General features: G+C 63.3%; 11 protein-coding genes and 1 pseudogene. 9 read left to right on the forward strand and 3 right to left on the reverse strand.

What is annotated here, in order from left to right:
- Window positions 1-3: 3 nt before the first annotated feature.
- Both CAP2UW1_RS07815 and CAP2UW1_RS07820 read left to right on the forward strand, forming a co-directional pair.
- A complete protein-coding gene (locus CAP2UW1_RS07815; RefSeq protein ID WP_199931597.1) occupies window positions 4-492 on the forward strand; it encodes a hypothetical protein in 489 nt (162 codons plus the stop codon).
- A 191-nt stretch (window positions 493-683) separates the two neighbouring features.
- Entirely contained in the window at window positions 684-2,129 is a 1,446-nt protein-coding gene (locus CAP2UW1_RS07820; protein ID WP_015766102.1) for a S10 family peptidase, read from the forward strand.
- A 70-nt stretch (window positions 2,130-2,199) separates the two neighbouring features.
- On the opposite strand, the gene CAP2UW1_RS07825 is transcribed toward CAP2UW1_RS07820, so the two are convergent.
- From CAP2UW1_RS07825 to CAP2UW1_RS07835, 3 genes are read right to left on the reverse strand one after another with little or no spacing between them, the layout of a single operon-like run.
- A complete protein-coding gene (locus CAP2UW1_RS07825; protein WP_015766103.1) occupies window positions 2,200-3,069 on the reverse strand; it encodes a CPBP family intramembrane glutamic endopeptidase in 870 nt (289 codons plus the stop codon).
- A 13-nt stretch (window positions 3,070-3,082) separates the two neighbouring features.
- Window positions 3,083-3,307, reverse strand: coding sequence for a hypothetical protein (locus tag CAP2UW1_RS07830; RefSeq protein WP_015766104.1), 225 nt, complete (start codon window positions 3,305-3,307; stop codon window positions 3,083-3,085).
- 44 nt (window positions 3,308-3,351) lie between these two features.
- On the reverse strand, window positions 3,352-5,379 hold the full coding sequence (locus CAP2UW1_RS07835) for a M1 family metallopeptidase (protein WP_015766105.1): 2,028 nt from the start codon (window positions 5,377-5,379) through the stop codon (window positions 3,352-3,354).
- 367 nt (window positions 5,380-5,746) lie between these two features.
- Between CAP2UW1_RS07835 and pglZ (CAP2UW1_RS25445) the strand changes: the two are divergent.
- From pglZ (CAP2UW1_RS25445) to CAP2UW1_RS07875, 7 genes and pseudogenes are all read left to right on the forward strand, one after another.
- Window positions 5,747-6,841 (forward strand): annotated as a pseudogene (gene pglZ, locus CAP2UW1_RS25445) (BREX-2 system phosphatase PglZ); the annotation flags it as partial.
- A 118-nt stretch (window positions 6,842-6,959) separates the two neighbouring features.
- A complete protein-coding gene (pglZ, locus tag CAP2UW1_RS07850; RefSeq protein ID WP_041567759.1) occupies window positions 6,960-8,024 on the forward strand; it encodes a BREX-2 system phosphatase PglZ in 1,065 nt (354 codons plus the stop codon).
- 164 nt (window positions 8,025-8,188) lie between these two features.
- Complete coding sequence (locus tag CAP2UW1_RS07855) at window positions 8,189-8,407, forward strand: AbrB/MazE/SpoVT family DNA-binding domain-containing protein (RefSeq protein ID WP_015766106.1); 219 nt, start codon at window positions 8,189-8,191, stop codon at window positions 8,405-8,407.
- Complete coding sequence (locus CAP2UW1_RS07860) at window positions 8,407-8,811, forward strand: PIN domain-containing protein (RefSeq protein ID WP_015766107.1); 405 nt, start codon at window positions 8,407-8,409, stop codon at window positions 8,809-8,811. The genes CAP2UW1_RS07855 and CAP2UW1_RS07860 overlap by 1 nt, the downstream gene beginning before the upstream one ends.
- Window positions 8,812-9,069: 258 nt before the next feature.
- Window positions 9,070-11,223, forward strand: coding sequence for a hypothetical protein (locus CAP2UW1_RS07865; RefSeq protein WP_015766108.1), 2,154 nt, complete (start codon window positions 9,070-9,072; stop codon window positions 11,221-11,223).
- A 323-nt stretch (window positions 11,224-11,546) separates the two neighbouring features.
- Window positions 11,547-12,857: a BREX system ATP-binding protein BrxD gene (brxD, locus tag CAP2UW1_RS07870; RefSeq protein WP_015766109.1), complete on the forward strand. Its 1,311-nt coding sequence runs from the start codon at window positions 11,547-11,549 to the stop codon at window positions 12,855-12,857.
- A gap of 27 nt (window positions 12,858-12,884) precedes the next feature.
- Window positions 12,885-14,702 carry a DEAD/DEAH box helicase gene (locus CAP2UW1_RS07875; protein WP_015766110.1) on the forward strand — a complete coding sequence of 606 codons (1,818 nt, stop codon included), beginning with the start codon at window positions 12,885-12,887 and terminating at the stop codon, window positions 14,700-14,702.
- The last annotated feature ends 24 nt before the right edge of the window (window positions 14,703-14,726 follow it).

A 14,726-nucleotide genomic window follows, 5' to 3' on the forward strand; every position in this document is an offset into this window, starting at 1 on the left:
GTCATGGTGCTCGACATCAACAAGCTGCTGCCGCCGGACTGGCCACGCCTCGACGGCCTGATCTCGCTGTCGACCTTTGACGGCGACATCCTCACTTTGGACCCTCCCGGCCGTCGCCTGGTGGTCGACGACAGTCCTCCACGGGATGCGCGAAGCGTGCGCACCCGCTTTGAACGCTCGGTCACCGGCCTGTCGCTCGTGGCCTTCGTTGCGAGTCGTCACCGCGACACCGACGTCTGGCTTGAGGTCGATACCGGCAGCAGCAGCGCTTTCATTCTCAACGAACCAGTTGCCGCGATGGTCGGCCTCGCGACCCCTGTGAGCGCCTCTGGTGCACGGTTCGAGCTGCGCGTCGACGGTGGTGCGCCGGTTCAAACGCTCGTTGAGAGCAGCCGGCTGATCTTCGATGGCAACCTGGGGCTTGGTACGATGCGCTCATGGGTGGTCATGTTCGAGCTTGAAAAAGAAAGCGTATGGACTCGCACGCCGTAGCCAAGCACGCACGACGATTGAGTAGGAGTAGTGCAGTTTCGCGACAGGTTTTTTGAAAAAACGTTGGGCATCCCAGGGCCTTGGTCCGTAACCCGCCAGTTTGGCGCGGTTCAGGCGGGTTACGCTCCGCCAACTCGCCCTGCACCTTCCTTGGCCAGAGATGGCCATCACTAACGAATGGAGTTTGTGGCATGACACTCTTGACCATCGGACGGCAGGCGCTTCAGGTGCTTGCACTCGGGCTTGTCGCATTGCTTGCGGGCCCGCAGAGCGCAGTGGCGCAGAAGCTGCCGGACTACAAGGCCTCGGCCGGGATGCTCAAGATCGGGACGGACCCCGAGCGTCCCGATGCCGAGATCTTCCACGTCGCCTACACGCTCAAGGGCGCGGATCCCGCCAAGCGACCGGTGACCTTTGCCTTCAATGGCGGCCCCGGCGCCGCCAGCATCTACCTGCACCTCGCCGCGATCGGTCCGAAGACGATCGTGACCGCCGGGGACGGCAGCTTTCCCGCGGTCCCGGCGCGTCTGGAAGAGAACCCCGACAGCTGGATCCGCTTCACCGACCTCGTCTTCATCGACCCGGTCGACACCGGCTACAGCCGCATGCTGCCCGGGCCCGACGGCAAACCACGCGACGGCAAGCCCTACCACGGGGTCGCCGGCGACCTCGACGCCATCGCTGGCTTCATCCGCCAGTGGCTGACGGTCAACAAGCGTTGGGGCTCGCCGAAGGCCATCGCGGGGGAAAGCTATGGCGGGCAGCGGGTCGCGGCGCTGTCGCGCATCCTGGCCGAGCAATACGCCATCAATCTGAACTGGGCAGTCATGCTGTCGCCGGCGTTCTATCTCGAACTCTCCGATCCGCACTATTCCCTGGTGGCGCCGATGACGCTGCTGCCCTCGCAGGCGGCGATCGCCGCCCACCACGGGCTGAGCACGATCAAGAACGAGCCGGCGGCCATCAAGGCGGTCGAAGACTATGCGATGACCGCCTACCTGGCCGGGCTCGCGACACAGGGCCGGGCAAGTCCTGCGGAGCAGGCTGCGTTCTATGCCAAGGTCGGCGGCCTGATCGGGATCGAGCCGGCGCTCGTCGCGAACCATCGCGGCCGGATTTCCGAGGTCGTCTTCGCCGCCAACCTGCTCGGCAAGAAGGGGCAGGTGATCGACACCTACGACGGCACCCAGGCCAGCGACAACCCCACGCCCGAGAAGAAGGACGAACTCGGCGCCTTCGACCGTTCGCTCAACATCCTGTCCGGCGTGCTCCTGGCGCCTTTCACGGACTATGTGCGCAAGGATCTTGGCTATGTCAGCGACCGGCCCTACATCCCGCTCAATCTCCCGGTCAACATGGGCTGGGACCGCAGCGCGAAGCTGGGTGGCCCCGATGACCTGGCGATCGCGCTCGCGCAGAACCACGACCTGAAGGCGCTGGTGCTGCATGGCTACCACGACCTGAACGCCAACTACCTGATGTCGCGCTACGTGCTGGAACAGACGGTGCGCGGGGCGGACACGCGCAAGCGGCTCTTCTTCGGCACCTACCCGGGCGGCCACATGTTCTATCTGCGCAAGAAGAGCCGGGCCGAAATGGCCGCCGATGTGCGCGGATTCTACGAAAAGTCGCCCTGAGGCCGGCCCGAGCCCGGGGCCGGTGGAAGCTTCGCCGGTGCCGGCCCTGCGGTTCCGGCGCCGCTTTTGCTCAGCCCTTGCGTTTCCAAAGCGGCGGCAGGATGTGGCCACGGCGCTTCGCAGCGACGATGATCCAGATGGCCACGATGCCGCACAGCACGAAGGGCACGGCCGACCCTTCCACGCCGAAGCTGCCGCCGGTAAGCCAGTCCGGGCCTTGCAGGGTCGCTTTGAAGAAGCCGTTCGGCGGCGCATTGCCCGAGACGATGCCCGAGTACACCGAGCCCTGCGTGTAGTTCCAGGCGGCGTGTAGGCCTATGCCCAGCCACATGCGGCGGGTGAGCAGGTAGCAACCCACCAGCAGGGCGCCGGCCCAGACCGAGATCGAGATGATGCCTTGGAGGCTGGCGGCGTCGTTTTCCAGGTGCGTGAAGCCGAACACCACCGACGAAATGACCAGCGCCCACCAGGTGCCGAACCACTCCTCGGCAAGACGGAACACGCCGGCGCGGAACAGGAGTTCCTCGAACACGCCGGTGGCCAGGGCGATGGACAGGCCGCTGATCAACACGTGCCAGTCGTTCACCCCGAGGATGCGATAGCTGCCCGTGAGCATCAGCACCACCATGCACAAGGTGTAAAGCCCGAAACCCAGCAGCAGGCCAAGTCCCAGTTCCCGCGCCGCCGGCCTCAGGGCTAGCTCCGTGACCTGCCGGCGTTCGGAAAAATGGACCACGACGCCGTACATGCTGAGCATCGCAATGCCCGAGAGGATGGTCGCCCACAGTCCCTCCCAAGTGCCCTTCGCGAAGTCCTGCCGGTAGAAATAGCCTGCGAGGTACAGGTAAGGCAGGATCAAGTACAGCAGGTAGAGGCGGACGGGCGCGAAGTGCAAAACGCGTTGCAACAGGCTGGGGTTGGAATCGAGGACAGCATTCATGAGGGCACTCTGGTCAGGGTAGGTGGGGGTTAGTGCGGCAACGCAGGCGCCAGCCCAGGCTGGCAACGCTGCGGGTGAAGAGCAGCTTGGTCAGCAGCGCCGCGATGCCGGGCGTCCACATCAACCAGGCCGAATAGCTGTGGATCGACTCGGCCGTGGCGATGAGGTAGCAGAGCGGGGTGCTGAGCCCGAAGGTCAGCACCAGAAAGTCCAGGATCTTCGTCGTCGGCGTCGTCATGCCCTGGCCTCATCGTGTCGCTTTGGTGCCGGGCCCGGCCATGCTCAGCGTGCGCCGGCCTTGTCCGCCGCCCACGCGTTGTCGGCGGGGTTGGCGTCCCCGAAGATGCCGGTGTCCAGGCTCACCGACTTCAGCGCTTTTCCGGCTGGCAATCGCACCTCGGTGCGGCGACCGTCCGCCTGCCAGACGGCGGGCGTGCGGTGCGCGCGCTCGCTGCTGCCGTCGGTGTAGGCCAGCACCAGGTCGAAGGGCACCGCCATGCCGCCCGGGTTGCGCACGGCCACGGTCTGCACGCCGCCCTTGCTGCGCACGCCGTCCAAGGCAAGGTCAATGTAGTTATGGCTGAAAAACCAGTTGCGGAAAAACCAGGTGTAATTGCCGACGCCAGCGTTGTTGAAGCTGTTGAACATGTCCCAGGGCAGCGGGCGCTTGCCGTTCCAGCGCGCCATGAAGGTGTGCAGCGCGGTGCGGAAGGCGGCGTCGCCCATCAGGTCCTTCAGCGCCAGGTAGCCAAGCGCGGCCTTGCCGTACTGGTTGAAGCCGAAGACGGCGCTCTGGGCGAACAGGGCATCGTGCGGGGTGATGATCGGCAGATCCATGCTCGACAGCGGCAGAGCCAGGGCCGACGAGCGGAAGCCCTTGAACAGTCCGTCGGCGGTCGGCACGCCCAGCACCTCGCGGTTGAGCAGGTACTCGAAGGCGGTGGTCCAGCCCTCGTCCATGAACGGATAGCGCTTCTCGTTGATGCCCATGTAGAACGGGAACCAGCTGTGCAGCAGCTCGTGCGAGGCCACGAAGCCGGTGTAGGCGTTCTCTGGCAGCGTGGCGGCAAAGTGGTTGTGGACATTGGAGCCGTCGTTGACCATCATCGGGTACTCCTCGTCGGCACTGCCGAGCACGATGGTGGTCTTCGGGTAAGGGTAGGGCACGCCGGGGTAGACGGTGGACGCGAACTGCAGCGTCTTCTGCGCCACATTGACCATCGGCGTGAAGTCCGTGGCGCTGTCGGGGTAGGCCGCCTGCACGCTGGTTCGGCGGCCGCTGACGGGATCGACCACCACGCTGGCCGCATCCCAGCGGTAGTGGTTGCTGAGTGCGATGGCGAAGTCAGGCACATGCTCGGCCTGCCACTTCCAGACCAGGCGCTTGTCGCGGGCAGTGACCTTGCCGGCCTTGGCGTCGGCCATCTGCGCCAGGTTCACGACCTCATCGCTCTTGAAGCTGGTCTCCAGCCGGCGCAGCACCGCCGGCTGCAGCACCTCGGCCGCGTTCTGCAGCGTACCGGTGGCCCAGACCACGTAGTCGCGTGGCACGTCCACCTCCACTCTGAAGTCGGCGAAGTCGTTGTTGAACTCGCGGCCCAGGGTGAAGGGCGCGTAGTCCCAGCCGCCGTGGTCACTGTAGTTGGTGACGCGCGGGAAGAAGTAGGCCAGGAAGTAGGACGTCTCGTCGATCGCGCCTTCCTTCCAGCCCTTGTCGGCCACCAGGTCGTAGTGCCAGCGCATGCGGATGTGCACGCTGCCTTTGGGCGGGATCGGCGTGGCCAGCGTTACGGCGTGGAGGGTGCTGCCCGGGGTGTTGTATTCAGCCTGCGGCTCGGCCGGGTTGTTCCAGTCGATGGTCTTGCCGTCGATGCTGAACTGCTCGACGGTGATGCCCTGGGTCAGAAACTTGGCGTCGACCGGCTTCTCGCGCATGGCTGCCGGGTGGTGTGCATCCATGTAAAGCCGAAAGACCAGGCTGGTCAGCGGACTCGGGCTGTGGTTGGTGTAGACGATCTCCTGCTCGCCCTGCACGCGTCGGCCTGGCGGGTTCAAGCTGATGCGGATGCGGTGCTCGGCATGGTTCTGCCAGTAGTTCGAGCCGGGCCGGCCGTCGGGGCTGCGCGTGCCCTTGGCATAGGCCTGCTGGACTTCCCGCGGCATGTAGAGCCCGGCATCCGGCTGGCCGTTGGTGATGACCCAAGGCGGGGCATCGGCCCGGCCATCGGCGGACTCAGCGCGTGCGGCTATCGGAAAGACCAGCGCGGCAGACAGTGCGCCGCACACCATGAAATTCAGCACCGTACGCATCGACTCAACTCCTCTTTCGAATACCAGCAAGACCGGACTGCGCTGCCGGCCGCCGCAAGAGCGATTGCTGCCGCGTAATCGGTTATCGGAGCGACACCTGGTTTCCTGGCGCCATGGATCCACACCCTTGACGCCGCCACTCTACCGGAAAGCCTGCCAATACGGGCCTTCCACGGGATCTATGCGGTTCGAATCGCGGAATCCGGGCTTGGAGTGCGGCAATTTCACCGAAATCCCCTCTCCGGCGCTCATCAACGGCTTCGAGCGAGAAGCGAGGCCCAGAGCGCGGTGATACGGATGTCCCATTTGGGTGCAGCAACTCTTCAGGGCGCGCGAGATCGATGCGCGCCTCAACCGCTGCCGCTGGATGGCCCACCTGCTGGTCGAGCGGGCGAGCCTGGGTGTCTATCCGCCGGTGCCCAACGGTCTCCTGAACATGGACACGGCGTGGCGCTGTGTCCTCGGCCGTTGTTTGGGTCTGGACGTGGCGAGGCCGGATGCGGCGATGCTTCTGAACTGGTCACTGGGCGCCGATTCGGTCGGGCTTTTCGACGATCTGCCCGCTCCAGCCAAACCACCGATCGTCGCCTGGCTGAGCGACTCGGCCGGCGCCGTGGGCACGCTGTTGATGCGCTACGTACTGGCCGGCAGCACGCAGGATGCCGTCCCGCTCGGCTTGGTCTGTGGCGTCCTGTTGTCGGCTCAGGGTGAAGGCGTGCACGACCTTGTCGCCGCGGCGATTCGTCTGGAACGTTTCATCGGCGACAAGCGCATCGGCATCGCCGAGGGACGCCTGTGGGCTGCTGACGCGGCAAGCTGTCTGAAGGCCTTGACGCCCGCCCTGCGTCACGGGGTGATCGAACGTGCCGAGTGGCTGCTGCGCGAACTTCATGTCGATGCCTACGCTCATCTGAGCGACGTGCTGCCGCTCGGCCTGGAGCAGCGGCTTGGGCTACTCGTGGACGCCTTCACGGCCTTCATCGTCGAGCCATCCCCAGCACGGCTTCAGGTCATCGAACGGGCGGCCGACTCGGTGGCGTGCCATACGCATGCCGATCCGGCGAGCACGCGCCTGCTGCGGGTGAAGATGGCGGTTCGCCTGTGTCGATGGCTGCTGGCCGACCGGCCGGCGAGCCAGGGCCGAGCCGGCCGTCCGCTATCCGGGTTCGCCGACCTCGCGCACCGGTACGCCGGCGAAGGCGCTTTCGTCGACTGGGCGCGCTGCAAGCTGATTGGTGGTGACGACCTGCCTGGCCCTTCTTCGGCATTCGTCGCTCTGCGTGCGGCGGCGCGCCAGCAGGCCGATGCCTTCAGTCGAAGCTTCGCCAATGCCTTGCAGATCTGGAACGGCGAGCCGCGGGCGGAAGCCGCCTGCCTGCCGGTGGAGGCGATCGTCGAGCGCCTGCTGGCCCCGCTGGCGCGGCAGGCGCCGGTGCTGTTGCTGGTCGCGGACGGACTGAGTTACAGCATGTTCCGGGAGCTTGGCGAGGACCTGGAGGCACTGGGCTGGGACGAGCAGCTTGCCTGGCCAACGCCGACGCTTGCGGTCGGTATCGCGGCCCCTGCCGACGATCACCGAAGTGAGCCGCAGCAGCCTGTTGTCGGGCCGCCTGGTGGTCGGCGCGGCGGCGCAGGAGAAGAGCGCGTTCGCGACACATCCGGCCCTCGTCGCCGTGTCGCGCGCCGGCATGGCGCCGGTGGTATTTCACAAGGGCGATCTCGCCGACGCCGAGGGTCTGTCATCGACCGTTCGCGATGCCATTGCCTCGCCGCAGCAGCAAGTGGTGGCCGTGGTCTACAACGCCGTCGACGATCATCTCGACGGACCGAACCAGATCCAGGTGGGCTGGACGATCGACGATCTGCGACTGCTCGGACCCTTGTTGAGCGAGGCTCGTCGCGCGCGGCGTGTGCTGATCATTACCGCCGACCATGGCCATGTGCTCGACGACGGCACGGTGCAGCGTGGCCAGGGGGAAGGCGATCGCTGGCGCTTGCCAGCGGGCGCGCCGGATGCCGGCGAACTCCTTTTTGAGGGGGGCCGGGTGAAAACGGCTGCCGGCAACGCGGTGGTTTGCGCGTGGTCCGAGGGCGTGCGCCACGGCGCCAAGAAAAACGGCTACCACGGTGGCGTATCGGCGCCGGAGGTCGTCGTGCCGCTGAGCGTATTCACGCCGCGCAACAGGGTGTTGAAGGGCTGGCAGATGGCCGCGGCGCCGCAGCCCGACTGGTGGACTCCGCAGGAGGCGACGTGGCCGGCAGCGGCCGCTGAAAGGCCGACGCTCCCCCGGAAGGCAGCGAAGCCAGGAGCCGTAGCCGTGCCGCAGCCTGATCTCTTCTGCGGAGCCTTGCCGGTCGTCGCGCCCGAGCCCGCAGTGGACTGGATAGCCGCCCTGCAGGCGACGCCCGCCTACGCGGCACAGAAGGCCCTGGCCGCGCGAGTGGCACCGGCCGATGCCGACCTGCGCTCCCTGCTGGAGGCACTGGCGGCACGTGGCGGAAAGCTGTCGAAAGCAGCGCTCGCGCAGCGACTCGGCATGCCCGCAATGCGCATCAGCGGCTTCGTCAACGCCGCGAAGCGCGTGCTCAATGTCGATCAGGCGGCGGTGTGGTGCTCGACGAGACCGCGGCTACGGTGGAGTTGAACCGGGAATTGCTGGCGCGACAGTTTCGGGTGACGGTGCGATGAGGGGCGGAACGCGACGAAGCGGAAGCGCCACAACTCTTCACCTCGCTGGAACGGCAAGTTGCTTTTTTGTTTGTTCCTTACGATAATTATAAGAGTAAGGAATTTAACGAGGAGCCGGCCATGGCTACTGAAGCCACTTTGACCAGCAAGGGGCAAACGACCATTCCCAAGGAGATCCGGGACAGCCTTCGAATGAAAGCAGGAGACCGCATGACCTTTACGCTCATGCCGGACGGCACCGTGGTGATGAGGGTGAAGAGCAAGCGCTTTAACGACCTGGCCGGGATGTTGTACGAGGAAGGTCGGGAGGCTGTTTCCATCGAGCAGTTATCGATCTGATGCTCGGGATCGACACCAACGTTCTTGTACGCTTCCTCGTTCGAGACGACGCCCAACAGTTCGAGATCGTGCACAAGATTGTTGAACGAGAAGTGCTGGCAAGCCGCCGCGTTTTCGTGAGCCAACTCGTTCTCCAGGAAATGGAATGGGTGTTGCGCAGTCGGTATGGCTTTTCCAAGCCCCAGATCCAGGGGGTTGTTTCCGGCTTGCTGGACTCCATGGATTTCGAGTTGGAAGATGAGGCTGCCGTTGAGCAGGCGATTTTCGTCTGGAAAGACCATTCTGCTGGGTTCTCGGATTGCCTGATCGGCGCCAGGAATCGTAGGATGGGGTGCACTACGACGGCAACTTTCGATGTGAAGGCATCCAGACTACCCTGGTTTGTCGAGGCAAGCCCGGTTTAGCGCATTCTTGTCAGTTTTGACGGCTGTTCTCGGCCAGCAAGAGTCATTCGTCGGCACAAGCTGTCCGACTTGTTAAAGATGTTAGCCGACCTTCAGTTTGTTTGCGTCACCGGCAGTTGACGATACGGCCAGTTTCGTCAGGGGTCTATGCTCGATAGTAGTGGGGTGTTTTCCCGGCCGAAGAGCTAGAATGAACAGCTGGTTATGCTCGAAGAAGTTCACGTGCAGATGAAATTTCAAATTCTCTAGGGAGTTCAGTTGTCCGAGCTCAGCAGAAATGCAAATCGTTGTCTACGGCATTATCTGGCTGTTTTCACACGCCACCAGCAACTGGCCAACAAGAGTCAGGCGTTGGATGAAGCGCTACACCATTTCTTGGACCAGCGCCCAGTTGGCAAGAACCTCTCATGGCTTGATCGTGCGACCGGTTTGGCGGCTGCGCCTTTTTGGCGGGAAGCGGATGTGGTCAATGCATCAGAGTTATCCGCCTTGGCGATGAGCCGGATTCTGCGCCATGAAAGCGCTATCTCGGTAGAATTGCTAGAACAGTTGTCACACGCGGTTCCGGACACCCTCAGATGGGCAATCCGCTATTCCAAACTTTTTGCTCGCACCGACTCCGCGCTTTGGACACTTCTTCGAGATCGTGTCCAAGGGGAAGAATGGCGCATCTTCATCGGTGTTTGTGATCGCCTTCTTGCTCAACTCCAGCCGTTTGATCAACTGATCCAAAGAGCTCAGAAACAGCTTGCCTATCTCTCTTTATTAGAAACGCTATCCTATCTGAGTGTGTTGGCGTACGAACGGTTGGTTCCTGAGGCGCCTGACGATTCTGCAGGCGATAGTTGGCGTGTCTATAGCCGCGTCATTTCACACAAGCTGACGACTTGTAGTGAAGAGGATTTCAACCTCAACGACGTGCGCCTTGCTCAGTCGCTGAAACGACACCTGTCGCCGATCATCTTTCCCTCTCCCGCAATAACCCTGGAGTGCGCGGACAACCTTGAAGCCTTTGGCGTGCTGCTTGCGGCTACGAAGGAACGGATGGATTACGAGAGTTCAATCGACTGGTTTTGCTTTGACCCCGAGTGCCGCTATCGGCTGGAGCCTGGAAAATCAGTCATCTATAACGAGACTGAAAACGGTAGTCTTACTTGGCAGCGCACTGAACAAAAATCCCAGGCGCTATGGCACTACTGGATGAATCGAGGCATTCATGAATTCATTGAGCGAGGGATGGCTGAAGTCCAGATAGGCAGCCAGGAGAACCACGAACGCAATGCGTTGGCGTACATCAAGGCAGTGCGCGGCGAACTGCAGTTGCAAGAGATATATGGGTTGGATGAGGAGATTGAACTGGCCGGGGGTGGTTGCGCCAGAATATTGCAGACCTTGCTAGCAAGCGAATTACATTCAGCTTTCTTCCAGAGCGCTTACGTCCAACCGTTCCAGAAGTATTACGCTGAGTTAGGTATCGTCTCCAAGGCGTTGAGCAAGCTGGCGTTCAGTGGACTGCTCAACGGAGAGAATCGGTTTCCTATGACTTGGGCCGAAGAAGACAAAAAGATCAAAAGAACCACGGGGTGGACTGTTTGTTCGAAATATCCCCAAGGCAGTATTTTGGCCGCCAAGGCGATCTTGGATTTCTGGACAAGCGATCTCAAAGCACTTGCTAGCAGCCTAAAGGAACAGCCACAATTGTTGGTTCCCACCCTGTGTGAGCGCCCTTTCTACAAAATAGGACGCTACAACTTCCAGTTTCCTTGGGTGGTGGCCCAGCAGAACAACTTGACTGCTGTGGTAAATAACCTTCGCCGCATCGGCGCACGTCGCTCTGGCCAAATGAGTGAGACTCGCCGTATCGAACTGCGACTGGCAGATCAATTACGTCAGCGTGGATTTGCTGTGGAGGTGGGGTATCAGCCCGAGCGCACAGAGCAAGAGGATCCGGGTGAGGTCGATCTGATCTGCTATCGAGATGGGTTGGCGATGCTGCTGGAAATCAAGTCTGGGTACATTCGTACAAATTTGCACGAGATTTGGTTGCACCGAACCAATGCCCTGCGCAAGGCAGCTTGGCAGTTGAGGCGAAAGAGTTCGGCGGTTGTGGCTGCGTTGACTCGAGATGAGCTACTGCGGGAAAAGCTCGGATGCTCAGACCCAAACCCGGGCAGCCACTTACAGGCTTGGATTGTGGATACTTCCATTGAATTGGATCAGCAGCGCGTCGATGGCTTCCTCGTAGTGTCGCTGGAAGCATTGCAGGTGATTCTGCGCGATGAGCGTCAACTGCTGCTGGATGTTAATCAGGTTCCACAGAAAGGGACTGACACGATGTTCCCAGACGGTTTCTCTGCGGCGCGATTTGTCGAGGTCGTTGAATCAGGTGAGGTGTGGAAGCGCTTGGCTTAACTCTTTGAACAGATCTTGGCATCATCGGAGCATACAAATCCCGGTCTCCGAACTTTGAAATGGCAAGCTGAGTGAGTGCAGATTGCCCGGGTGCCGAGATATCGTCTGTGAAGACTAAAGACGGGGCACGGTTGCATTGCAGTCGCCGGCGCCGAAAGACCGAATGGCTGCAGTGGTTCGGAAGCGGTCGTTCACAAGCCAGCAAGGCAGCAGTTCAGTAATGGTCGTGAGAGCCCTTGGTCGAGTTTGGAGCGTTATCGGTAGCGGCTTTCCATCGTTTCGGCGAGCCGGTTCTGTGTGGAGCACGCAATGAGGGTTCACAAGTGATCAGTCCGCAGCGCAGAGCCGAAGTCATCGACGCCTTGAGACGCGGCACGGTGCCCAAGGCGGGCCTGGATGCGCTGGCCGTGGGTTATGGCCGGCTCCAGGGAACGCTCGACGAAGAGTTGGCTGCCGTGGCGTCCGGCCGCGGCGCTTTCAAGGCGATCCGCGGCGAATACGGATCGGGCAAGACCTTCTTTGGCCGCTGGCTGCAGGAGCGGGCAAGGGCGCGCGGCCTGGCGACCAGCGAAGTGCAGATTCCGGAAACCGAGACGCCGCTGCATCGCCTGGAAACGGTGTGCCGCCGCCTGGTCGAGCGCATCGCCACGGCGGACAGTGGCGAAGGGGCGTTTCGCGGCATCATCGATGGCTGGTTCTACGCGCTGGAGCGTGACGTGCTGGAAGACGCCAGCCTGGACCCGACCGACGAGGCGACCCTGCTCGCCGGCACCGAGGCGCTGATGGAGGCGAGGCTGGCCAGCGTGACCCGGGTGGCGCCGGCCTTCTCGGCCACGCTGCGCGCCTACCGCCGCGCACTGCAGGCCGGCGACAACGCCATGGCCGATGGGCTGATCGCCTGGGTCAGCGGCCAGCCCAATGTCGCGGCAGCGATCCGCCGCTCGGCCGGGGTGAAGGGAGACATCGATCACTTCGGCGCGACCAACTTCCTCTCCGGGCTGCTGACGATGCTGCGCGACTCGGGGTACGGTGGTCTGCTGCTGGTATTGGATGAAGTCGAGACCCTGCAACGCATGCGCGCCGACACCCGCGAGCGCGGCTTGAATGCGCTACGCCAGTGGATCGACGAGATCGACGCCGGCCATTTTCCGGGGCTGTACCTCCTGATCACCGGCGCCCAGGCTTTCTACGTGGGGACCCAAGGCGTGCAGCGTCTCGCGCCGCTGGCGCAACGACTGCACGTCGATTTCGCGACCGACTCGCGCTTCGACAACGCACGGGCGGTGCAGGTGCGCCTGCCGGCCTTCGGTCACGATTCGCTGCTCGAAGTGGGACGCAAGGTGCGGGACATCTACGTCGACGGGGCAGTGGCGGGCAAACGGGTCCGCGCCTTGGTTGACGACGCCTACGTCGAGTCCCTGGCCAGGGCCGTCACCGGCAACCTGGGCGGCAGGGTCGGCGCGTCGCCGAGGTTGTTCCTGAAGAAACTGGTCGCCGACGTGATGGATCGCGTCGACCAGTTCGCGGATTTTGACCCACGCAAGCACTATGCGCTGATGATCTCGGAGATTGAGATGACCGCCCAGGAACGCGCGTCGGTTGGGGTGGGCTCGGTCGATGACATCGAGCTGTAGGCGGCTGGCTCCTTTGGGTAACCGCGAGTGAGCGCGGAGCCCTTCGAGCGCCTGCACGGCGCCTTGCAATACCACATCGTCAACTCGATGGGCTGGAGCGTTCTGCGCTCGACGCAGGCGGATGCGGTGGTGCCGATCCTCGCAGGGAAGCATTGCCTGATTCTCGCGCCGACGGCCGGCGGCAAGACCGAGGCGGCCATCCTCCCCGTCGTGTCGCACCTGGCGACCGAGGAGTGGCCCGGGCCAAGCGTTCTCTACGTGTGCCCGATCAAGGCGCTGCTCAACAACCTCGAGTCACGGCTGTCGCGCTATGCCGGCTTCGTCGGTAGGACGGTACAGATGTGGCACGGTGACGTCGGGCAGGGGGCCAAGGCACGCGCCAGGCGCTCGCCACCGGACATCCTGCTGACCACGCCGGAGTCCCTCGAAGGGATGCTGATTTCGACGCAGGTGGATCGAGCATCATGGTTCGGCAGCGTCCGCGTCGTCATCGTCGACGAACTGCACGCGTTTGCCGGCGACGACCGCGGGTGGCACTTGCGCGCGCTGATCAAGCGGATTGAGGCGTATGCCAGGCAAGCGATTCAGAGGATCGGACTGTCGGCGACGGTGGGCAATCCGGATGAACTGCTGGACTGGTTCGCGGGGCCAGGCAAGCGACAGGTCGTCGGCCCGTCGTCGCTCAGCGCGGACGCCGATGTCACCATTGATCATGTGGGGTCGATAGCCAATGCGGCGACGGTAATTTCGCGGTGGCAGCGTGGTGCGAAGCGCCTGGTCTTCTGCGACAGCCGCTCCAGGGTAGAGGAACTCGCGGTGGCGCTGCGCCGCTTGGCTACCCGGACGTTCGTTTCGCATTCATCATTGAGCGCGTCCGAGCGAAAACTGGCCGAGACCGCTTTCGCCGAGGAGCAGGACTGCGTGATCGTCGCCACCAGCACGCTGGAATTGGGGATCGATGTCGGCGACCTCGATTACGTGATCCAGATCGACGCGCCGAGCACGGTGTCTTCGTTCCTGCAGCGGATGGGGCGCAGCGGTCGGCGTCCTGGCAGCCGCCGCAACTGCCTGTTCCTGACCACCGACGACGAAGCCTTCCTGCTTGCCTGCGCGATTACCACGCTGTGGCGCGAGAAGTATGTCGAGCACATCGAGCCGCCGCCGCTACCGTGGCACATGGTGGCGCAGCAGATGCTGGCGCTCGTCCTGGAGTCTCCCGGCCTGCCGGCGCACGAGGTCGTCGGCGTGGCGCGCAAGCAGTTCCCCGACCTCGATCCGGCGACGCTGGCGACGGTGTTCGATTTCATGGTGGGCAAGGGCATCCTGTTCGTCAGCAGCGGCCTTGCCTCGATGGGGCCTGAAGGCGAGAAGCTGTTCGGACGCGCTCATTTCCTGGAGTTGCTTTCGGCCTTTGCCAGCCCGATGGTGCTGGCGGCCCGTTACGGTTCCAGCGAGCTGGGTTACGTCGACCCAATGGCGGTGCAGCCGCTGAAGGAGGGGCCAACCGTTCTCCTGCTTGGCGGCCGAAGCTGGCGGGTCATGTCAGTCGACTGGTCCAGGCGCATGGTGTACCTGGAGCCGACCGACGAGAAAGGCAAGTCGCGCTGGCTCGGCACATCGCGCTGGCTGGGTTTCACGGTTTGTCAGGCGATGCGCCGCGTGTTGTTGCAGGAAGGCGACGAGGAACTGGGCCTATCGCGGCGCGGCACTCGGCAGCTCGACGAGGTTCGTGCGCTGGTCACCGCGCCCGAGCGCCAGGGGGCCTTCTGCTGGAGCGCCAGCCATCTGGCCGGCTTCGCTGGTGGACCTTTGCCGGTGGAGCGGTCAACAGTGCATTGGCGCTGAGACTTGGCGAGGTCGGGGACACCC

It is taken from the genome of Candidatus Accumulibacter phosphatis (assembly GCF_000024165.1).
GTDB lineage: Bacteria > Pseudomonadota > Gammaproteobacteria > Burkholderiales > Rhodocyclaceae > Accumulibacter > Accumulibacter phosphatis.